This window comes from Serratia sp. Ae19-1 (assembly GCF_059801225.1).
This window is the reverse complement of the sequence record NZ_JBCHWD010000004.1, coordinates 384,490-404,100: the sequence shown is the minus strand read 5'-3', so window position 1 is coordinate 404,100 and position 19,611 is coordinate 384,490. Positions and strand designations below refer to the sequence as shown.

Below are 19,611 nucleotides of genomic sequence, written 5' to 3'. Positions count from 1 at the left end.
CTCAGTCTATGTCAGGAGTCTTTATCATGTTATCCCATCCTTCGCCGCAGGGCGTCCGCGGCATACTGGCCGCACTTTCTCTGAGCATGCTGCTGTCGTCGCTCGGCATCAGCATCGCCAACGTCGGGCTGCCGGTGCTCGCCGCCGCGTTTCATGCCTCGTTCCAGGCCGTGCAGTGGGTGCTGCTCTGCTATCTGCTGGCCGTCACCACCTGCATCATCGGCATCGGCCGCTTGGGCGACAGCTGCAATCGCCGGCGCCTGCTGCTGGCGGGCATCGCGCTGTTTACCGCCGCTTCGCTGGCTTGCGCGTTGGCTCCGCAGCTTTGGCTGTTGTTGGCGGCGCGCATAGCGCAGGGGCTGGGAGGCGCTGTGATGATGTCAATCGCCATGGCGCTTGCGGGCGAGGCGCTGGGCGCGGAAAAAATCGGCCGCGCGATGGGGCTGCTCGGCACCATGTCGGCGGTGGGCACCGCGTTGGGCCCGTCGTTGGGCGGCGCGCTGATCGCCGGTTTTGGCTGGCGGGCGATGTTCCTGATCAACCTGCCGCTGGGCCTGCTGGCGTTGTGGCTCGTCTGGCGCTGCTTGCCAGATGGGCCACGGACGACTGCGCGTCCGGAACCTTTCGATCGCGCCGGCACGTTGCTGCTGGGCGGCGCATTGCTCTGTTACTCGCTGGCGATGACCCTCGGGCGCGGCAATTTCAGCGCGCTCAATCTGGCGTTGATGTTGGGCGCTTTGCTGGCGGGGGCGCTGTTTATCCGCGTGGAGCGCCGCGCCGCATCGCCGCTGTTGGCGCCGACGATGTTCCGCCATCCGGCCTTGACGGCGGGGCTGGCGGCCAGTGCGTTGGTGATGACGGTGATGACCGCCACGCTGGTGGTCGGACCGTTCTATCTGTCGCGTGCGCTGGGCCTAAGCGCCGCGCAGGTCGGGCTGGTGATGTCGGCGGGGCCGGCGGTGGCCATTCTGACCGGCATTCCGGCCGGCTATCTGGTGGATCGCTTCGGATCGCAACGCATCGCCCAGTTTGGGCTGGCGGCGGTGGCCGCCGGGGCGGCATTGCTCTCGTTGCTGGGCAGTTGGGGCGTGCTTGGCTATGTTGCGCCGATCGCGCTGTTGACCGCCGGCTATGCGCTGTTCCAGGTGGCCAACAACACGGCGCTGATGAAGGATCTGTTTCCTGAACGGCGCGGACTGATCGCCGGCATGGTGAACCTGGCGCGCAACCTCGGCGCGATCACCGGCGCTTCGGCGATGGGGGCGCTGTTTTATCTGGCTTCGCAACGGGTGGCGGGCGCCGCCGCCGCGGCCGCTTACGGTATGCAGGTGACCTATGGTGCGGCGGCGCTGTTGGCGTTGGCGGCGTTGCTCATCGCCCTCGGTGGCCGCCGATTGACGCTGCGTTATGACGCGCGCTGAACGGCATAACGCTCTTGTACGAAACCGTTGTCCGATTGTGTAACGGCGAGCAAGCGCAGACGCTGCTCAGGGGCATCGACGCCGAACAAGGGAATGCCGCCGCCCAGCAGCAGCGGCACGCGCGTGATGGTCAATTCGTCGATCAATCCGGCCTGCAGAAAGCGCTGCACGGTCTGGCCGCCGTCGATATACAGATGACGGCAGCCTTGGCTGGCCAACTGCGCGACGATGGCCGCCGGTTCGCCATTCATCCAGCGAACGTGGCCTGCTTCTTGCGGCGCGGGCGGCTGCGTCGACAGCACCACCACCGGCAGTTCGCCATAGGGCCATTCGGGAAAGGCGCGGACTTTTTCATAGGTATGGCGTCCCATCACCAGCGCGTCGACGTCGGCGATAAACGCCTCATAGCTCAACCCGTTGAGCAACGACACAGCGTATTCGGGACGCAGCAGCCAGTCGATGTCGCCGTCCGCACCGGCAATGAATCCGTCTACGCTGGTGGCGATGTAAACCGAACATTTCATCAGGCGAGATCTCCCCGGTAAACCAAATGAACCTTGTTGCCGTCGGGATCGCGCAGGTAAGCGCCAAAATAGCCTTTGCCATAGTGCGCGCGCTCGCCGGGTTCTCCTTCACTGCTGCCGCCCGCTAACAGGCCGGCGGCGTAGGCGCGTTTGACCGCCACTTCATCGACGGCGAGAAAGGCCAGCATGCTGCCGTTGCCGGCGCTGGCGGGCTGCCGGTCGAAGGGCTGGTAGGCATAGAAACGCGGCAGTGTCTGGCCCGGCATCACCCAGCAGCGAGCGGCGGGGCCGCCGTCCGGCGTCACTTCCCGCCGTTGTAATCCCAGCGGCAACAAAATCGCGTCGTAGAACGCGGCGGCGGCGTCCAGATCGCTGACGCCGACGGTAATATGGCTGAACATGGCGCTTCCTTTCCGAAAAGAGAGTGTGAAGGCATAGAACAGTAGCAGCGATATCGCAGGATGGACAGGCCGCAGCGGAGGATTCGGATTAAGGACGCGCGCAGGGGCGAACGCGCTTCACGGTTTGCGGAGCCGGCGCCGATCAATTGCTCTCGACGCGGGGATTGGCGTGCGTCGGCTGGCTGGGATAATCCACCTGATGCTTGTGCAGATAATCGCGGATCAGCTGGCGCACCACTTGGGAAGGGGTAACGTCCTGCTGCAGACAGAGTTCTTCCAGGGCTTTCTTTTTGTCCGGGTCAATCAGCACCGTCAGCCGCGCCGTTTTCTTTTCCATCAGGATCCTCCAGAGAATGATAACTGAATGATAATACCATGTGGGCGAAGCGGCCAGCCAGAGCGCGCCGCCGCCCGCGTTCAGCGGAAATGCAGCCGCTCTATTTTGCGCGACAGGTAGCCGAGCTCGCAGTTGAACAACTCGCCGCTGCCGGCGGCCAGCGTGCGCAGCGTGCTCAGCGGCAGCGTCACACGGGCCGGCGTAGCGTAAATGATCACGTTGCCGCTGGGGGCGACGCAAAACAGCACGGTGTTGAATACCCGATGCAGGCTGTGATACAGCAGGCTGTTTTCGTCGGGCAGGTCGTGGTAATTCAGCACCAGCCAGCCCCCGTCGTTCAGCCGCGCGGCGCAGTTCTCCAGAAATGTCTGACTGCCTTGCTGCGGATCCATGGCGAACGCCGAATAGAGATCGGAAAAGATCAGATCGTAGCGCGCCTCGGCGGGCGGGCGCACGAAGTCCATGGCGTCGGCAGTGCGCAGGCTGATAGTGTCGGTGGCCGGCAGCGTAAAGTAGCGGCGCGCGACGGCGATCACCGCGGCGCGCAGCTCGACCACGTCCAGACGCATCGCCGGATCGAGGGCATGCAGCGCACGCAGCAGGCTGCCGCCTCCCAGGCCCAGAATCAGCGCCGATGCCGGCGGCTGCCAGGCCACCGCCATCAGCATCGCTTTGATGTAGTTGTGGATCGGCTGCGCGGGGTTGCTGAGGCTCATCTTGCTTTGTTCGCAGATGCCGTCAAACCGAAGCGTGCGGTAGTCCTTGTGATCGGAAACGATGATTTCGCCCCAGGCGTCGGCTTCGCGGGCGATCACCTGACCGCGCGGGGAGAAATCGAGGGTTCTGAGTAAGCTGTCAACCAGAGACATGGTATTCGCAGGGCTCCTTTGGCAAGCGGCCTATTTACGGGCGCACATGAAATCGGCGGTGCAAATGCGCCGGCCATCGATGCTGGCGCGGCCGGTGAAGCGGGCGATCGCCCCGCGCCGACGCACGAAAGCGACCTCCATCAACACCTGGTCGCCGGGACGGGCGGCGCGATAAAACCGCGCCCGCTGAATGGCGGCGAAGTAGTAATGTTCCCCTTCATTGAGCGCCCCGAGATAGTAATGCGCCAACAGACCGGTGCTTTGCGCCAGCGCTTCCACCAACAGCACGCCGGGAAAACCGGCGAAATGCGCGTGGCCGCTCCAGAACGTCGGCTCATTGGCGGTGATGTTCTTGATGGCGCTCAGCCGCCCTTCGGCGATGCAGGTACCGGCGGGCAGCACGCGATCGACCAACAGACAGGGATAGCGATGAGGCAAAATCGCCTGAATATCGTTGAATTGCAGGGGTTGACCATTCAATGGCATGGGAGTGCGTGATCCTGTCTGCGGCGAAACCGGTGCGATGCCGGCGTTCAGTTCATTATGAGTGTAATGGCATTATAATAAAATTATCATCAAATGTGCCAGGTGAAAAAACAGACGGCGGCGCGCAGGGGGAGTTAGGCGTGGGAGAGGCACCCGATCCTGACGATCGGGTGTCGCGGCGAGCTTAGTGCTTGGAGCGGGTCACCTTGTCCAGGTAGCCCATCACGAAAGCGGAGAGCACGAAGGTGAGGTGGATGATCACATACCACAATAGCTTGTTGTCCGGTACGTTCTTGGCATCCATAAACACCCGCAGCAAATGGATGGAGGAGATGGCGACGATAGACGCGGCGACTTTGTTTTTCAGCGACGTGGCGTCCATTTTGCCCAGCCAGCTCAGTTTCTCTTTCCCTTCGCTGATATCCAGCTGCGAGACGAAGTTTTCATAGCCGGAGAACATCACCATCACCAACAGGCCGCCGACCAACGCCATGTCGATCAGCGACAGCAAGGTTAGCACCAGATCGGCTTCGGTAACGGCAAAAATATTTGGCAGGACGTGGAGAATTTCCTGAAAAAACTTGATCGACAGAGCGACCAGGGTAAGCGACAGGCCAAAATACACCGGCGCCAGCAGCCAGCGAGAGGCGTACATCGCATTTTCTAACAAACGTTCCATAACATTATCTGAGTGTGGTCAAAAGGGCGCTCAGTATAGCGCAGGAGACCCGGGCGAAATCAACCGCTTGCCAATGGCTTGGGGATATTTGCGGTTGGGCATTCGCCGTAGCCTTAGGCATGACAATGGCATCATATGGGCATAAACTGCCGCTCTGTCTTGTCTTGCCACCGTGCGTCGATGGCTGCTCAAACTAAGGATGGTTATATGACTGACAACGCGTTTATCGCGAGAACACGAGCCGTCAACGGCTGTTTTTCCATGTTCTTGCTGATGTTCCTGATTACATTTATTCCGTTGTTTATTGAGAACCGCGCCGTATTGATGCAGCAAGGACTATTGCTGCCGTTGCTGTATGGGATGGAATTCGTCGCTATATTTTCGCTGTACCTTCTCTTTTTCCGCCGCAGGGAAGGATTAGGCAAAGGCGAGCTTAAACGCAGCGACTTTGCGCTGCTGCTGTTCGCTCTGTTGGTGATTCAATTCATTTTACCGCGCTTGCTGGGCGTGGAAAAAACGGAAGCTTGGGTGACGGAGCAGGTGGCGCTGCCCGGTGAGATTTTAGCGCTCAATGCCGGCTTGTTGATCTTCGTCGTCCCCATCTATGAAGAGATCGTATTTCGTGGCTGTTTGTTTAACGCGCTGATGTATTGGTTTAACGATAGGGTGCTTTGGACCGCGTTAACGGTGTCTGTCATCTTTGCCGTTTTACATACCCAGTACACCGATTGGCGCACGTTGGTTGCCCTGTTTTTAATCTCGCTGGTGTTGACGGCCGCCAGAGTGAGATCCAAGGGACTCGCTTTATCCATTGGGCTGCATATGACCATGAATGGCGTCGTGATGGCGGCCAGCTACGCGCTAAGTTGAATTCGCCATTACGCCAGCTGGGCTCCGGGTCTCAGTGCCGAGCTTTTTTACCGTCGCTGTGGCCGAGAGAACGCTCGGGGAAACTGTGATCGCGCAGCCGCTGTTTCAACTGCGCCGCATCGGGGAAACCGCCGTCAATCTTGCGATCCCAAATCATCACGCCATCGACGCTGATTTGATAGACCCCGCCGGTGCCCGGCATCAGGGTGACGGAGGCGAGATCGTCGCCGAAGGTATTGAGCAGCTCTTGCGCCATCCAGCCGGCGCGCAGCAGCCAATTGCATTGTGAACAGTAGTGAATCGTAACGGCGGGGGCGTTTTTCATCATTGATCGACCGGTTAGTGGAAGCGGCTTGCAATCAGCCCGATGGCTCGCAAGCGATGGTGGCTTTGTCGCGCCAAATAGTCAAGCGCCTGCTGAGGCCGCCAAGCGCGGATAACGGCGGCGGCCTCAGACCCTCGGGCGCTATGGTTTGCTTTTGGCGAGCCATTCGACCCCACGCAGCATGCCCGCCCAATAAAATCGGGGTAAAAACCAGGCTTTCAGCCACCATGCCATGCGGCTGGGTTGGGTGTTGTCGAGCAGGGGAAAGGTGGGGAGCAATTTACTGTCGTAACCAAACTCAGCCAGCACAACCTTGCCTTTTTCTACCGTCAATGGGCACGAGCCATAGCCATCGTAATGCGCCGTGGGCGGAGCGCCGTTAATCAGCGCCGCGATGTTCTCGGCTACCACCACCACCTGTTTGCGAGCCGCAGCCAGGGTTTTGGCGTTGGGCGTGGCGCAACAGTCGCCAACGGCAAAAATCGTCTGCCAGCGCTTATGCTGCAGAGTGAACTTATCCACGTCGCACCAGTCGGATCCGTCAGACAGGCCGCTTTGGGCAATAAACGCCGGTGCGGACTGAGGCGGCACAACGTGGAGCATGTCGAAGGGCAGTGTGACCTCACGTTTATCTTCTTCATCACTATCACTGTCCAGAGCAAAGATCGCCTGCCGACGTTTCCCATCGACGCACACTAAATTATGCCGAAAATTGACCTGTGCGCGGTATCTTTTCAAATAATCGGTCAGCGGAGGAACAAATTGCGGCACACCGAAAACCGCCGTGCCCGCAAGGCAGAAATTGACGTTAATATTATTCAGAACGCCTTGTCGCCGCCAATGATCGCATGAAAGATATAAGGCTTTTTGCGGCGCACCGGCGCATTTTATGGGAAGCGTGGGTTGGGAAAATATCGCCTTGCCGCCTTGCATCTCCCGGACAAGTTTCCAGGTGTATTCTGCAAGATCAAAACGATAATTAGAGGTGACGCCGTTAAACCCTAACGTCTCTTCAAGGCCTTCTATTTTATCCCAACGTAAAACAAGGCCGCAGGCAACAATAAGGAAATCATAGCTTACGCGTTTCCCCTGACGGGTCTCGATATATTTTTCATCGGGGTCAACCCTGACAACGCTGTCCTGGAGCCATGAGACGCCAGAAGGAATAACATCGCGCATGGCGCGCCGCGTTTTACTTATATCAAAGAGCCCGCCGCCTACCAGGGTCCATGCCGGCTGGTAATAATGACAGTCATTGGGTTCAACGACAGTTATATCCGCATCTTTAACTCGCTTCCTTATGCTTGCGATGACGCCGATGCCAGATGAACCACCGCCAATAACAACAACTTTCTTCAGGGTGTTTATTTTTTCTGGTTTCATGCAGGTCTCCTTTCATAAGAAAGTAGGTGGTTGCGGCTCAGATTTAAAGATAATTTATAGAACTTATGGTTATATTAAAAATGACATATTCGATTTTGCTATATGTAATAGCTAAATGTAATAAGTTATTTGACAATCAACGCAAACTGATCGTTAATAAATGCCATAAATATCGAAAGGGAATTAATGCATTGGATTTTTTCCATTTTACTTTTTATACCCTGACGCTGTTGGTGATAACCGGGGGAATAGTCGGATTTCTCCTGGCTCTGACCGGGGGAGGCGGATCCATCGTCTGCGTGCCCTTGCTGCTGTATATGGTGAAAATCCCGGATACCCACTTGGTTATAGGCACCAGTGCCATGTCCGTTGCCATTAGTGCGCTGATCAATCTTTTTGTTCATGCCGCCAAAGGAAACGTCCGGTGGCAGACCGGCGTTACCGTTTCGCTGGTGGCGGTGGTGGGAACGCTGGTGGGCTCTCAGGTGGGAAAAATGACGGACGGGCACCATTTAACCCTGCCTTTCTCTTTGCTGATGCTGGTTGTCGCCGGATTGACGCTGAAAAGAAATCATCGGGCAGGCAACGGATTACCGTCCTCCCATCCGACATTTCATCCCGCCATCGTGTGGCCCAGCGTGCTGGCGCTGGGCGCGGTGGCCGGTTTTTTGGGCATCGGCGGCGGATTTTTGGTGGTGCCGGCTCTGCTCTGGTTCTTCCGCTTTTCGCTGGTTGAAGCGGTGGCGACCTCACTGGTCGTGGTTTCCGCCATGGGATTATCGACAAGCGCAAGCTATGCCATGTCCGGCAAGGTGTCGCTGGCCATTACCTGCTGGCTCATTGTCGGCGGCGTTCTGGGGGGCGTCGTGGGAGTGACGCTCACCGAGCGCCTGAAAAAACGCGAGGACATTATCCGTGTGCTCTATGCCGGCATGTTGCTGGTGCTGGCCCTTTATATGCTTTTTAAAAGCCTATAAAACAAAAGGAAAAAATATGCACATCCGTACTTACCATCATCAGCTCTCCTTTTCGGGGGCGCCCGCAGCGAATGATTTCGCTATCCTGCATCAACAAGGCTATCGGTTTATCGTCAACAATCGACCAGATGAAGAGCCGGGAGAGTACCTTAACCATCAACAAGAGAAAGCGTTGGCTGAGCAATGGGGAATGGGCTACGTCTATCTGCCTTACACGTTCGACACGCTGACCTGGGAGACCGTTTATACCTTCCATTACCTGTTGCGGCGGGGTGAGAAGACCCTGGCGCATTGCAGGAGCGGAGCGCGTTCAGCCTGCCTTTCCCTGCTGTATGCGCTGCGCGAAGGCCAGATAGACGAAGCGCAATTTCGCAGCCAGTGCGCAGAGTATGGCGCCGATGCCGATAAGGCGCTGGGCTGGTATGGTCGGCATCAGGCCGTTCAGCCTCACGCGGAAGTGCACGCGTTTTATGAGCCGGAAAGCGGCAGCCTGCAGTATGTCGTCGCCGATCCCGCAGCGCGCCGCTGTGCGATCATCGATCCGGTGCTGGATTTTGACCGCCGCTCGGGAACGGTATCGCACCAGCAGGCCCGCAAGATCCTGGATTTTATTCAGCAACGGGGGTGGGGCGTCGCCTGGGTATTGGATACCCATCCGCATGCCGACCACTTCTCCGCCGCCACCTGGCTGGCGCAGAAAACCGGCGCCTTCACCGGCATCGGCGAAAAAATTGCCGCCGTTCAGGGGCTGTGGGAAGAGATCTACAATTTAAAAGACCTGCCTGCGGCCAATACCGTCTGGGATGCGCTGTTCGCGGATGGAGACGTCTTTTTTATCGGCAACCTGCGCGCTGAAGTCTTGCTGTCTCCCGGGCACACTCTGGCGTCGGTCACTTATTACATTGCGGATGCGGCCTTTATCCACGATACGTTCTTCATGCCGGACAGCGGCACCGCAAGGGCCGATTTCCCCGGCGGCAATGCGGAAGTCTTATGGGATTCATTGCAGCGGATTCTGAGCCTGCCTGCGGATACCCGGCTGTTTACCGGCCATGATTACCGCCCGGCGGGGCGTGAGGCCCGCTGGGAAAGCACGGTGAGAGAGCAGCGCGAGAACAATCCCTGGGTGGTCAATATGGATAAGTCCCGATTTATTGCGCAAAGAAAGCAGCGGGACGCCACGCTGCCGCATCCGGAACTCATGCTGATGGCGCTGCAGGTCAATATTCGCGGCGGCGTGCTGCCCGACTGCGAAGACGATGGGCAGCACTACCTCAAAATTCCTGTTAATCGATTCAAGGGATGAGTCAAACAACAACATTTCAGGTGGAATAGACAGAAATCATCGGCGCCGGCAGTAGGGCCGTGGTGTCAGTGGTTTGATGCTTGTTTTGCGGCAATCCGGTTGATGCCATACAGCAAAATAACGCTGACGCTGCTCACGAGCAGCGAACGCAACAAGCCACTAACCCCCTGGGTTAGGCCCCAGCTATCCAGCGCCATAAAGAGCGCAACGGTAAGCAGCACGGCCAGTGGCACGCTCCACCAGCGGAACTGTATTTTGGAGAACATGTGCAGTTGCCTCTTCATTTTGCGTTGGTGGCCCGATCGCGCCTCGTTGATGACATGTAGGCAATATCTTGACCCTTTCTTATCATCCGCCGCCGCTGGGGCGGCTGTCAATTCGAATGAGATCGCGCCGTCTGTTAATTGTTTTTTATGAAATAATCATCCTGATTCATATTTAATTATTTGTTTTTACACAAAACACGCGGTGCTTGCCCTCACCGAATACAGTCACTACATTAACAACTGTACTTCCCACTCTGCTAAGGAAAACACCATGAAAGCTGCCGTAGTGACGAAAAACCATACCGTAGATATTCAGGATAAAGTGCTGCGCCCGCTCAAGCACGGCGAAGCGGCGTTGAAAATGGAGTGTTGCGGGGTATGCCACACCGATTTGCACGTGAAAAACGGCGATTTCGGCGAGGTGCCGGGCATTACGTTGGGGCATGAAGGCATCGGCGTGGTCTCCGCCGTCGGTGAGGGCGTCACCTCGTTAAAAGTGGGTGACCGCGCCAGCGTCGCCTGGTTTTACCAGGGTTGCGGCCATTGCGAGTATTGCGTCAGCGGCAACGAGACCCTGTGCCGCTCGGTGAAAAACGCCGGCTACAGCGTTGACGGCGGCATGGCGGAAGAGTGCATCGTGGTGGCGGACTACGCGGTGAAAGTGCCGGACGGGCTCGATTCTTTCGCCGCCAGCAGCATCACCTGCGCCGGTGTCACCACCTACAAAGCGGTGAAAATTTCCGATATCAAACCGGGGCAGTGGATCGCCATCTATGGCCTGGGCGGGCTGGGCAACCTGGCGCTGCAGTACGCCAAGAACGTGTTTAATGCCAAAGTGATCGCCATCGACGTCAACGACGGCCAGCTGGAGTTCGCCAAACAGATCGGCGCCGATCTGACCATCAACTCCAAAACGCAAAATGCGGAAGAGATCATTCAGCAGCAAACCGGCGGCGCTCATGCGGCGGTAGTGACGGCGGTGGCGAAAGCCGCCTTCAACTCGGCGGTCAATGCGGTGCGCGCCGGCGGTAAAGTGGTGGCGGTGGGGCTGCCGCCGGAGAGCATGGATCTGAGCATTCCGCGCCTGGTGCTGGACGGCATTCAGGTGGTCGGCTCGCTGGTGGGCACGCGCGAAGACCTGAAAGAGGCGTTCCAGTTCGCTGCCGAAGGCAAGGTGACGCCGAAAGTGACCAAGCGGCCGCTGGGCGATATCAACGCCATCTTCGACGAGATGAAGGCGGGCACCATTCGCGGGCGCATGGTGATCGATCTCGGCATGGCGAAATAACCCGCGTCATCCACTGCGTGAAAAAAAGGCCACCTGCGGGTGGCCTTGTTGTTGTTACCGCGAGTCAGAACAAACCCAGCGGTTTGGCGTCGTAGCTGACCAGCAGGTTTTTCACCTGTTGATAGTGCGACAGCGCCGCCTTGTGGGTTTCGCGTCCGATGCCGGAGTTCTTGTAGCCGCCGAACGCGGCGTGCGCTGGATACAGGTGGTAGCAGTTGGTCCATACGCGGCCGGCCTTGATCGCGCGTCCCATGCGGTAGGCGCGGTTGATGTCGCGGGTCCACAACCCGGCGCCCAGTCCAAACTCGGTATCGTTGGCCAGCGCCAGGGCTTCGGCCTCATCCTTGAAGGTGGTAACGCCAATCACCGGCCCGAAGATTTCCTCGCGGAAGAAACGCATGCTGTTGTTGCCGGTAATCAGCGTTGGCTGCAGATAGAAACCGTTTTGCACTTCGTCGCCACGCTGGGCGGGTTCGCCGCCCACCACGATTTTGCCTCCCTCGTTTTTAGCGATCTCGATATAGGACAGGATCTTGTCGTACTGCTGCTTGGACGCCTGGGCGCCGATCATGGTCTCGGTGTCGAAGGGATCGCCCTGGCGGATGGCGGCGATGCGCGCCAGCACTTTCTCCATAAACTGCGGGTAGATGGATTCCTGAATCAACGCCCGTGAAGGGCAGGTGCAAACCTCTCCCTGGTTGAAGAAGCCCAGCACCAGCCCCTCAACCGCCTTGTCGATAAACTCCGGTTCCGCCTGCATGATGTCTTCAAAATAGATATTCGGCGATTTGCCGCCCAGCTCGACGGTACTGGGGATAATGTTCTCCGCCGCACAGGCGAGGATGTGACGGCCGACCGGCGTGGAACCGGTGAAGGCGATTTTTTCGATGCGTTTGCTGCGCGCCAGCGCTTCGCCGGCCTCGGCGCCGAAGCCTTGCACCACGTTGAGTACGCCCGGCGGCAGCAGATCGCCGATCTCTTCCATCAACACGCTGATGCCGAGCGGCGTCTGTTCCGCCGGTTTCAGCACCACGCAGTTACCGCCCGCCAGCGCCGGTGCCAGTTTCCAGGCAGCCATCAACAGCGGGAAGTTCCACGGAATGATCTGGCCGACCACGCCCAGCGGTTCATAGATATGGTAGGCCACGGTGTTTTGGTCGATTTCCGCTGCGGTGCCCTCCTGCGCGCGCAGGCAACCGGCGAAGTAGCGGAAATGATCGACCGCCAGCGGCAGATCGGCGTTCAGGGTTTCGCGGATCGGTTTGCCGTTGTCCCAGGTTTCGGTCAGCGCCAGCATCTCCAACCGCGACTCGATGCGATCGGCGATCGCCAGCAGCACGTTGGAACGTTCCTGCACGCTGGTTTTGCCCCAGGCGTCCGCCGCCGCATGCGCCGCGTCGAGCGCCAGCTCGATGTCTTTGGCGTCGGAACGCGGGAATTCGGCGATCGGCTGGCCGGTCACCGGCGAGGTGTTGGTGAAGTAGTTGCCGGATACCGGTTCGACAAATTTGCCGCCAATGTAGTTGCCATAGCGTTTGCGGAACGAAACCAGCGAGCCAGGCAAACCGGGGTGGACATATTTCATGTGAAGCACCTCTCTGCAGATGATAACCGGCGCTATTGCGCTGCGCCTGTGAGTGCGGCATGTCGCCGCCGCACAGAGAAGCACGCCCCGTGCCAGATTGATGAAGGGCAAGGGTGCTTATTAAAAGTGATTGTTTATTATGGAATTAGAAATTCATGCCGCTTGGCGAATCGCGCGGCGTCGCCGTCGCCGATGATTTTTTGTGTCCCGTGTCGCAACGCCTGATACACATTTATGATACAAGTTTGCAACACTCGCGAACGGGGGAGAAACGCATGTTGCCTGACGACCGCTTGCCCGCAGAGGGCGCCAGCTTGCTGACCCAGCCGTTGGCGGAATCCTGGCAACGCAGCCAGGGTTATGGCTTGACGCGCACCGATCAACATATCCCGTTTATCAAAGCCGGATTGCTTGAAGAGCTGCGCAGCCGCAACGATTGGGTACCGCAGCGGGTGCAGCCGCTGATCGAGCAGCTGGGTGCGAAAATTACGCGCCAACCCGCCATCGTAGTGATCGCCGACGCCGACGGGCTGGTGCTGGAAACCTGCGGTAATACCGACTTTCTGCACAAAGCGTCGCGCTTTGCGCTGGCGCCGGGCAACCAGTGGGGAGAAGCGGAGCGGGGCACCAACGCCATCGGTACCGCGCTGGCGCTGGGCGCTTTCTGCGAAGTGCGCGGCGACCAGCATTTTCTCAACCAAAATGCCGGGTTGAACTGCACCGCCGCGCCGATCTATCGGCCGGATGGCCGCATTGCCGGCATACTGGATCTCTCCGCGCCCGCCCAGCGTCCGTATCCTGACGCGCAGCGCCTGATCATGCAGGCGGTGCGGCATATCGAACACCGTTGGGTCAGAAGCGCGATCGCCGATCGCCACTGGACGCTGCGCCTGCACGTCGATGCCGGTCGCCTGGGCAGCGCGCAGGAGCTGTTGCTGGTATTCCACGACGAAGTGCTGGTCGCCGCCAATCGGTTGGCGATGATGGAGTTTCAACTCTCGCCGGTGGCCTTTGGCTCGCTTGAGTTCGCCCAGCTGTTCCCCGAACTATTACGGCAGCCCGCCGGCGCGCCGCGTCAGACGCTGGCCGGCAATCAACGGCATTATTATTCGCTGCTCGAGGCGCCGCAGCGCCGCGTCAGCGCCCTGCGTTCGGTGCCGCCGGAGGAAAGAGCCGACGAGCAACATCAGAAGGCGTTGCGCATTCTCAACGCCGGCCTCGCCTTGTGCGTGACCGGCGAAACCGGCTGCGGCAAAGAGCACTTCAGCCGCCGCCTGTTCCAGGAGAGCCGCTGGCGCAACGGCAACTTTGTGGCGATCAATTGCGCGGCGCTGCCTGAACCGCTGATCGAGTCCGAGCTGTTTGGTTATGCGCCGGGGGCGTTTACCGGCGCCAACCCTAAAGGTTATATCGGCAAGATCCGCGAGGCGGACGGCGGCGTGCTGTTCCTGGATGAGATCGGCGACATGCCGGCGGGCCTGCAAACGCGCCTGCTGCGGGTACTGCAGGAAAAAACCGTCACGCCGCTCGGCAGCCGCAGCGCTTATCCGGTCGATTTCGCGCTTGTCTGCGCCACCCACCACGATCTGCACCGGCTGGTGCAGGCAGGGGCGTTTCGCGAGGATTTGCTGTATCGCATCCAGGAATACAGCCTGCGCATCCCGCCGCTCAGAGAGCGAGCGCAATTGGAGACCTTCATTCTGCAGCTGTGGCGAGAGCTGGGCGGCGAGCGGCGCGGCATTCGGCTGTTGCCGGAGGCGCTGGCGATGCTGGCGCGCTATCCGTGGCCGGGCAACGTGCGGCAATTGCTGAGTACGCTCAAAGTGCTGCTGGCGCTGGCGGACGATCACGCAGTGCTGAGCCTGGACGATTTGCCGCAGTCCATCGCGGTGTTGGCGCCACAGCGGGTGGACGCCGACGCCAGCCTTGGGGATCTGCAGGCGGCGATCGACAAGGCGAATGGCAACCTCAGCCGGGCGGCGAAAGCGCTCGGCGTTTCGCGCAGCACGTTGTATCGCAAGCTGGGGAGGCAGAAAGCGCTGGGGAATGAAACGGCATGATTGGCCGTCGGTAAGGCCCCGCCGCGCGGGGCCTGTGCTTACCTCAATCCCCCAGTCCCGGCGGGTTAATCTGCGAATGGTCGATTTTCTCGTCGCTCTCCGCCCAGCGATCCAATACCTGCAGATAGCTGCCGTTGGCGATGGCGCCGTTGAGCGAAGCCTGCACCGCGTCCACCAGGCCGTTGCCTTTTTTCAGCGTGACGGCGATGTTGGCGGTCTTCGGCCAGCCGCCGGGCACGATGCCCACCAGCCGGGTTTTGCCGGTCAGCCGCGCCTGGTAAGCGCCGGAGACGTTGGGGCCGAAAGTGGCATCGGCACGTCCGGACTGAATGGCCAGCGTGGAGGCGGCCTTATCGGTGACGTACACCGGCTGCAGCGGCGCGAGCCCCTTGGCGCGGTTCTCTTTGTCCCAGGCCAGCAGCACCGCTTCCTGATTGGTGCCGGAGTCGACGATGATCTTTTTGCCGGCGATATCCGGCGCGGTTTTGATCTGGGTGATTTTACTGTCGGATTTGACGTAGAAACCCAGCGTATCCTGCCGATAGGTGGCGAAATCGAATTTGGTCTTACGTTCGTTGGTCACGGTGATGTTGTAAACCGCGGCGTCATATTTGCCGGAGGCCACCCCCAGCGGCCAGTCTTCCCACGAGGTGGGCACCAGCTTGAGTTTTAACCCCAAACCGTCGGCCACCAACCGCGCGATATCCGCCTCGCTGCCGATCACCGTTTTATTGTCGCGGGCGTACAGGCCGAACGGCGGGCCGCTGCCCAGCAGAGAAATGGCGACCGTCAGCGTGCCGGGTTCCACGAACCGGAAGCCGGCGGGGATTTTGGCCACGGCTTCGGCGCTCTTCACCGTGTGGATCGGCGTTTCGTTGGCGACGAGATCCACGCCCGGTGCGGCGGCGGCGGAAAAGCTCAGCAGCGCCGCAATCATTATCATTTTTTTGCTATCTATCATTATGTTAATTACCTTCATTATTATCAGTGCCACAAGGTCGTTGCACTATCTCTGAAGGCTGCGGGTCTGTGAACGAACAAAATCAACTAACCAATCTTGGAAAAATCATGATGCGCCGCCGGCGCTGAAGACATCGAGGATGAGCCATGCTGTCGCGCTTCGCTACGTTGGGCCGCATACCGCGCGGCGTGTGGGTGTTGGGTGGGGTAAGCCTGCTGATGGACGTTTCCTCGGAAATGATCCACAGCCTGTTGCCGCTGTTTATGGCGACGACGCTCGGCGTTAGCGTGATAGTCATCGGCTTGATCGAAGGGCTGGCGGAGGCGACGGCATTGGTCGTTAAGGTGTTCTCCGGCGTGCTCAGCGATTATCTCGGTAAACGCAAAGGGTTGGCGCTGCTGGGCTACGGTCTGGGCGCCATCAGCAAACCGTTTTTCGCCGTCGCCTCGACCTCCGGCATGGTGATGAGCGCACGCCTGGTGGATCGCGTGGGCAAAGGCATTCGGGGGGCGCCGCGCGATGCGTTGGTGGCCGACGTGACGCCGCCGGAGATTCGCGGTGCGGCCTTCGGGTTACGGCAGTCGCTGGATACCGTCGGCGCTTTTTTGGGGCCGCTGCTGGCCGTCGGCCTGATGCTGCTGTGGCACAACGATTTTCGCGCCATCTTCTGGGTGGCGGCGCTCCCGGCTGCGCTGGCCATCGCGCTGCTGTTTTTCGGTCTGAAAGAGCCGGCCAGCGCGATAATCCACAAGCGCACCAACCCGATTACCCGCGCCAACCTGCGGCTGCTGGGGCGCGGCTATTGGTGGGTGGTGGGCATCGGCGCGATCTTCACGCTGGCGCGTTTCAGCGAAGCGTTCCTGGTGTTGAAGGCGCAGCAGGGCGGCACGCCGCTGGCGTTGATCCCACTGGTGATGGTCGCGATGAATCTGGTCTACGCCTGTTCGGCCTATCCGTTCGGTAAACTGTCCGATCGCATGAGCCATGAAGGCTTGTTAAAAGCCGGTTTGCTGGTGCTGATCGCCGCCGACCTGGTGTTGGCGCTGAGCGATGGGTGGGCCGGTGTGTTGTTCGGCGTGGCGCTGTGGGGGATACACATGGGCATGACGCAGGGGCTGCTGGCGGCGATGGTAGCACATACCGCCCCGGCGCCCCTGCGCGGCACCGCGTTCGGCATGTTCAACCTGATCGGTGGCGCGGCGCTGCTGCTGGCGAGCCTCGGCGCCGGTGCCCTGTGGGCGCTGTTCGGTTCCGCGTCCACCTTCTATGCCGGGGCGATCGTCTGCGTGGTAACGCTTATCGGCATGAAGATCGCGCCGCATGACAAACGGCAGGGCGTTTAACGGCCGCCGACGGGCTGCGGCATCCCCTGCAGCAGCGCCGGCACCCGCTGGGAGTCCACCGCGCGGCTGAACAGAAAACCCTGGCCGATATGGAAACCGGCTTCGCACAGCGTCTGGCGCTGCTGTTCGGTTTCCACCCCCTCGGCGATGATATCGATCGACAGCTTTTGACCGAGGATGCCGATGCTTTCCACGATCGCCAGGATCGCCGGTTCGGTGTTCATGCGTTGAACGAAGTCGCAATCCAGCTTAATGCAGTCCAGCGGGTAGTCCATGATATGGCTGAAGGAGGAGTGGCCGGTGCCGAAGTCGTCCAACGCGATGCGGATGCCCATTTCTTTGAGCATTTGCAGCGCGCGCAGCACGTATTTCGACCCGTGTTTGTTGAACGCGTGTTCGGTCACTTCCAGTTCGATCAGGTGATGGGGAATATGGAATTTCAGCAGGCGCTGCAGGAAGGTTTCGGCATAATTGTCGCGTAAAAATTCGATCGGCGACACGTTCAGCGAAACCGGCCGCACCGCCACGCCGGCTGCGCGCCAACGGGCGATATCGGCGAACACCTTCAGCTGCATGGCTTCGCTGATTTTGGTCGCCAGCTCGTAGTCGTTGAACGCCTCGCTCACCGTCGCCGGCAGCTGCACGCCGTTGATCGGGCAATGCCAGCGCAGCAGCGCTTCGAAACCGACAATGCTGCCGTCGGTCAGGCAGACCTTCGGCTGATAGTTGGGGCGGATGCAGTTGTCGCGCACGATCTGACGCGCGTAGTTGAGTTGGCTGGCGCGCGCGCTGGCTTTGTCCATCATCTTGCGATCGAACATATAAACGCCGCCGCGGCCGCCGTCCTTCAACTCATACAGCGCGGTATCGGCGCATTTCATCAGCTCTGAAGCGTCGCGGGCGTCTTTGGGATAGATAGCGCCGCCGATGCTCATGCCGCAATGCAGCGTTTTGCCGCCGTGGGTGATCGGCGTCTCCAGCTGCAAAAGAAACTTGTTGGCGATGCGAAAAATGTCCTGCTCGTTTTCGACGTCGCTTATCACCACGGCGAATTCGTCGCCGCCGAGACGCGAGACGAACGAGTGGGTATTCATGCAGGCGCTGAGCCTTTTACCCAGCACCCGCAGCAGATGGTCACCCGCTGCGTGGCCCAGCGTGTCGTTCACCAGCTTGAAATGGTCAAGGTCCAACAGCATCAGCCCGAGCGACTTGCCGCCGTGCAGGGCACGTTTCATCTCTTGCTTCAGTTTTTTCTTGAACAGACGCCGGTTGGGCAGGCCGGTCAATTCGTCATACTCGCTGGCGAGCAACAGACGCTGCTCCATCACGCGCTGCGAGGTTACGTCGCGCGAGACGCACAAGATTTCGGCCACCGCGCCGTGTTCGTCGCTGACCGGGGTGAGAATATTGTCCCAGTGCTGTTTTTTGCCCTGCGGCGTCACGCTCAATCCCGTGAAGCGCGCATTTTTACCCGCTCTGACGCTGCGCAGCGCCTTGCTGCCACGGCGGCGGATTTCGGGCGACAGCAGCCCCAGCCAGGACATGCCGAACTCTTTTTGCGCCGGGTCAAGACCGAGCGCCAGGCTGCCGGACCGGTTCATGTGGCGCAGCGTCCCGTCGTTATTGATCACTTTGATACAGTCGAGGCTGGCGTCCAGCATGTCTTGCTGGATGGAGAGCGCCTGAACGTTTTGCTGGCGCTGCAGCATTTGCAGATGAATATCGGTGGCGGCGAGGTACCAGCTGGGCTCTAACGCCATGCCATCCTGGCGGGCATTGAACGCCAGCATGAACCAACGGTAGATGCCGTGGCGATCGCACAGGCGAGCTTCGCCGGCGAACGAGGAGAGGGCGACGATCGCCTGGCGCCATTGCGCGGCCATCCGATCGCGATCGTCGGGATGCAGGGCATCGAGCCAATCGGCGGCGCCGTGCTCGCCGGCGTTTGCGCCGGTATAGTCGCGCCACTGTTTATTAAAGTAGCCGCCAAGGCGGTTGCCGAAGCAAATCAGACCGGGCAAGTCGTCTACGATTTCGCCATAGAGATCAATCGGATTTTTGTTATTACTCTGCTTGGGCAACAGGGTCATGCGGTATTTCCTCGGAAAATTACCCATATTCTCGCTCTATAGCAGAGCCTCTTTCAATATAGTTTTGCCAATGAAAATGGGAATAGCCAGCGGGCACGGCTAAAAATCAGCCCGCTAGCATGGAATACATCCCGCGCGAACGCATTAGGAATATTCCTGTTATTTATAAGCAGCCCTTATATTGTGATGAAAAATAAGTGATCCGACCACGATCGGATATTGCCATAAAAATTAATCAATCTTGATGTTTCTATTTGATGAAATGTTCAGGCGTTTTTATGCTCTCTCACCGGCTGTTCTGCCGGCTCTATGCGCCTTCACTGACAAAAATCTCACTTATGGCGGCAATAACCGCCATTTTATGCACTCTCCAGCGGTGGTCGCAGCGCCGTTGGCCGGGGTTTGGCAGAAAAGTCATGATACAAATCAAGAAATGTTTT

19 protein-coding genes are annotated in these 19,611 nt (G+C 59.3%); 7 read left to right on the top strand and 12 right to left on the bottom strand.

What is annotated here, in order from left to right; translation table 11 throughout:
- Window positions 1-26: 26 nt before the first annotated feature.
- Window positions 27-1,421, top strand: a complete 1,395-nt coding sequence (locus tag AAIE04_RS14560) for an MFS transporter (RefSeq protein WP_498577207.1) — start codon at window positions 27-29, stop codon at window positions 1,419-1,421.
- On the opposite strand, the gene AAIE04_RS14555 is transcribed toward AAIE04_RS14560, so the two are convergent.
- From AAIE04_RS14555 to AAIE04_RS14530, 6 genes are all read right to left on the bottom strand, one after another.
- A complete protein-coding gene (locus tag AAIE04_RS14555) occupies window positions 1,406-1,945 on the bottom strand; it encodes a dihydrofolate reductase family protein (RefSeq protein ID WP_498056065.1) in 540 nt (179 codons plus the stop codon). The genes AAIE04_RS14560 and AAIE04_RS14555 overlap by 16 nt on opposite strands.
- Window positions 1,945-2,346, bottom strand: a complete 402-nt coding sequence (locus AAIE04_RS14550) for a VOC family protein (RefSeq protein ID WP_498577206.1) — start codon at window positions 2,344-2,346, stop codon at window positions 1,945-1,947. Before AAIE04_RS14550 ends, AAIE04_RS14555 begins: the two co-directional genes overlap by 1 nt.
- Window positions 2,347-2,488: 142 nt before the next feature.
- Window positions 2,489-2,683 carry a ribbon-helix-helix protein gene (locus AAIE04_RS14545; RefSeq protein WP_004928567.1) on the bottom strand — a complete coding sequence of 65 codons (195 nt, stop codon included), beginning with the start codon at window positions 2,681-2,683 and terminating at the stop codon, window positions 2,489-2,491.
- 80 nt (window positions 2,684-2,763) lie between these two features.
- Complete coding sequence (locus AAIE04_RS14540) at window positions 2,764-3,552, bottom strand: spermidine synthase (RefSeq protein WP_019455316.1); 789 nt, start codon at window positions 3,550-3,552, stop codon at window positions 2,764-2,766.
- Window positions 3,553-3,582: 30 nt separating this feature from the next.
- On the bottom strand, window positions 3,583-4,038 hold the full coding sequence (gene fabZ, locus AAIE04_RS14535) for a 3-hydroxyacyl-ACP dehydratase FabZ (RefSeq protein ID WP_019455317.1): 456 nt from the start codon (window positions 4,036-4,038) through the stop codon (window positions 3,583-3,585).
- Between the two features lie 184 nt (window positions 4,039-4,222).
- On the bottom strand, window positions 4,223-4,717 hold the full coding sequence (locus AAIE04_RS14530) for a TIGR00645 family protein (protein ID WP_019455318.1): 495 nt from the start codon (window positions 4,715-4,717) through the stop codon (window positions 4,223-4,225).
- A gap of 207 nt (window positions 4,718-4,924) precedes the next feature.
- On the opposite strand from AAIE04_RS14530, the gene AAIE04_RS14525 reads away from it, so the two are divergent.
- A complete protein-coding gene (locus AAIE04_RS14525; protein ID WP_498577205.1) occupies window positions 4,925-5,587 on the top strand; it encodes a CPBP family intramembrane glutamic endopeptidase in 663 nt (220 codons plus the stop codon).
- A gap of 31 nt (window positions 5,588-5,618) precedes the next feature.
- Here AAIE04_RS14525 and AAIE04_RS14520 read toward each other — a convergent pair whose 3' ends face one another.
- Both AAIE04_RS14520 and AAIE04_RS14515 read right to left on the bottom strand, forming a co-directional pair.
- On the bottom strand, window positions 5,619-5,912 hold the full coding sequence (locus tag AAIE04_RS14520) for an Rdx family protein (RefSeq protein WP_025159743.1): 294 nt from the start codon (window positions 5,910-5,912) through the stop codon (window positions 5,619-5,621).
- A gap of 141 nt (window positions 5,913-6,053) precedes the next feature.
- Window positions 6,054-7,295: an NAD(P)/FAD-dependent oxidoreductase gene (locus AAIE04_RS14515; RefSeq protein ID WP_498577204.1), complete on the bottom strand. Its 1,242-nt coding sequence runs from the start codon at window positions 7,293-7,295 to the stop codon at window positions 6,054-6,056.
- 80 nt (window positions 7,296-7,375) lie between these two features.
- Here AAIE04_RS14515 and AAIE04_RS14510 point away from each other — a divergent pair, with 80 nt between their 5' ends.
- Window positions 7,376-8,272 carry a sulfite exporter TauE/SafE family protein gene (locus AAIE04_RS14510; RefSeq protein WP_230328901.1) on the top strand — a complete coding sequence of 299 codons (897 nt, stop codon included), beginning with the start codon at window positions 7,376-7,378 and terminating at the stop codon, window positions 8,270-8,272.
- Window positions 8,220-9,578 (top strand): bifunctional sulfur transferase/dioxygenase Blh, encoded by a 1,359-nt coding sequence (gene blh / locus AAIE04_RS14505; protein ID WP_498577266.1) that lies wholly within the window; start codon window positions 8,220-8,222, stop codon window positions 9,576-9,578. Before AAIE04_RS14510 ends, blh begins: the two co-directional genes overlap by 53 nt.
- Before the next feature lie 65 nt (window positions 9,579-9,643).
- Here blh and AAIE04_RS14500 read toward each other — a convergent pair whose 3' ends face one another.
- Complete coding sequence (locus AAIE04_RS14500) at window positions 9,644-9,844, bottom strand: hypothetical protein (protein ID WP_432525198.1); 201 nt, start codon at window positions 9,842-9,844, stop codon at window positions 9,644-9,646.
- Window positions 9,845-10,115: 271 nt separating this feature from the next.
- Here AAIE04_RS14500 and adhP point away from each other — a divergent pair, with 271 nt between their 5' ends.
- Window positions 10,116-11,132 carry an alcohol dehydrogenase AdhP gene (adhP, locus tag AAIE04_RS14495; RefSeq protein WP_004928541.1) on the top strand — a complete coding sequence of 339 codons (1,017 nt, stop codon included), beginning with the start codon at window positions 10,116-10,118 and terminating at the stop codon, window positions 11,130-11,132.
- A gap of 64 nt (window positions 11,133-11,196) precedes the next feature.
- Here the strand turns inward: adhP and exaC are convergent, their stop codons facing one another.
- The gene (exaC, locus tag AAIE04_RS14490; protein WP_498577203.1) at window positions 11,197-12,717 is read right to left on the bottom strand and encodes an acetaldehyde dehydrogenase ExaC; all 1,521 of its coding nucleotides are present in this window, start codon (window positions 12,715-12,717) and stop codon (window positions 11,197-11,199) included.
- Between the two features lie 275 nt (window positions 12,718-12,992).
- Between exaC and AAIE04_RS14485 the strand changes: the two genes are divergently transcribed.
- Window positions 12,993-14,777, top strand: coding sequence for a sigma-54-dependent Fis family transcriptional regulator (locus AAIE04_RS14485; protein ID WP_498577202.1), 1,785 nt, complete (start codon window positions 12,993-12,995; stop codon window positions 14,775-14,777).
- Between the two features lie 43 nt (window positions 14,778-14,820).
- On the opposite strand, the gene AAIE04_RS14480 is transcribed toward AAIE04_RS14485, so the two are convergent.
- Entirely contained in the window at window positions 14,821-15,738 is a 918-nt protein-coding gene (locus tag AAIE04_RS14480) for an ABC transporter substrate-binding protein (protein WP_498056068.1), read from the bottom strand.
- A 146-nt stretch (window positions 15,739-15,884) separates the two neighbouring features.
- On the opposite strand from AAIE04_RS14480, the gene AAIE04_RS14475 reads away from it, so the two are divergent.
- The gene (locus AAIE04_RS14475; RefSeq protein ID WP_498577201.1) at window positions 15,885-17,081 is read left to right on the top strand and encodes an MFS transporter; all 1,197 of its coding nucleotides are present in this window, start codon (window positions 15,885-15,887) and stop codon (window positions 17,079-17,081) included.
- Here AAIE04_RS14475 and AAIE04_RS14470 read toward each other — a convergent pair.
- A complete protein-coding gene (locus AAIE04_RS14470) occupies window positions 17,078-19,171 on the bottom strand; it encodes a putative bifunctional diguanylate cyclase/phosphodiesterase (RefSeq protein ID WP_498577200.1) in 2,094 nt (697 codons plus the stop codon). The two genes, AAIE04_RS14475 and AAIE04_RS14470, sit on opposite strands and share 4 nt — an antisense overlap.
- Window positions 19,172-19,611 lie beyond the last annotated feature (440 nt).

Bases quoted from the DNA above. Each gene is read 5' to 3' on its own strand.
- AAIE04_RS14560 (WP_498577207.1), top strand. From the start codon at position 27: ATGTTATCCCATCCTTCGCCGCAGGGCGTCCGCGGCATACTGGCCGCA.
- AAIE04_RS14555 (WP_498056065.1), bottom strand. From the start codon at position 1,945: ATGAAATGTTCGGTTTACATCGCCACCAGCGTAGACGGATTCATTGCC.
- AAIE04_RS14550 (WP_498577206.1), bottom strand. From the start codon at position 2,346: ATGTTCAGCCATATTACCGTCGGCGTCAGCGATCTGGACGCCGCCGCC.
- AAIE04_RS14545 (WP_004928567.1), bottom strand. From the start codon at position 2,683: ATGGAAAAGAAAACGGCGCGGCTGACGGTGCTGATTGACCCGGACAAA.
- AAIE04_RS14540 (WP_019455316.1), bottom strand. From the start codon at position 3,552: ATGTCTCTGGTTGACAGCTTACTCAGAACCCTCGATTTCTCCCCGCGC.
- fabZ (WP_019455317.1), bottom strand. From the start codon at position 4,038: ATGCCATTGAATGGTCAACCCCTGCAATTCAACGATATTCAGGCGATT.
- AAIE04_RS14530 (WP_019455318.1), bottom strand. From the start codon at position 4,717: ATGGAACGTTTGTTAGAAAATGCGATGTACGCCTCTCGCTGGCTGCTG.
- AAIE04_RS14525 (WP_498577205.1), top strand. From the start codon at position 4,925: ATGACTGACAACGCGTTTATCGCGAGAACACGAGCCGTCAACGGCTGT.
- AAIE04_RS14520 (WP_025159743.1), bottom strand. From the start codon at position 5,912: ATGAAAAACGCCCCCGCCGTTACGATTCACTACTGTTCACAATGCAAT.
- AAIE04_RS14515 (WP_498577204.1), bottom strand. From the start codon at position 7,295: ATGAAACCAGAAAAAATAAACACCCTGAAGAAAGTTGTTGTTATTGGC.
- AAIE04_RS14510 (WP_230328901.1), top strand. From the start codon at position 7,376: ATGACATATTCGATTTTGCTATATGTAATAGCTAAATGTAATAAGTTA.
- blh (WP_498577266.1), top strand. From the start codon at position 8,220: ATGCCGGCATGTTGCTGGTGCTGGCCCTTTATATGCTTTTTAAAAGCC.
- AAIE04_RS14500 (WP_432525198.1), bottom strand. From the start codon at position 9,844: ATGTTCTCCAAAATACAGTTCCGCTGGTGGAGCGTGCCACTGGCCGTG.
- adhP (WP_004928541.1), top strand. From the start codon at position 10,116: ATGAAAGCTGCCGTAGTGACGAAAAACCATACCGTAGATATTCAGGAT.
- exaC (WP_498577203.1), bottom strand. From the start codon at position 12,717: ATGAAATATGTCCACCCCGGTTTGCCTGGCTCGCTGGTTTCGTTCCGC.
- AAIE04_RS14485 (WP_498577202.1), top strand. From the start codon at position 12,993: ATGTTGCCTGACGACCGCTTGCCCGCAGAGGGCGCCAGCTTGCTGACC.
- AAIE04_RS14480 (WP_498056068.1), bottom strand. From the start codon at position 15,738: ATGATAGATAGCAAAAAAATGATAATGATTGCGGCGCTGCTGAGCTTT.
- AAIE04_RS14475 (WP_498577201.1), top strand. From the start codon at position 15,885: ATGCTGTCGCGCTTCGCTACGTTGGGCCGCATACCGCGCGGCGTGTGG.
- AAIE04_RS14470 (WP_498577200.1), bottom strand. From the start codon at position 19,171: ATGACCCTGTTGCCCAAGCAGAGTAATAACAAAAATCCGATTGATCTC.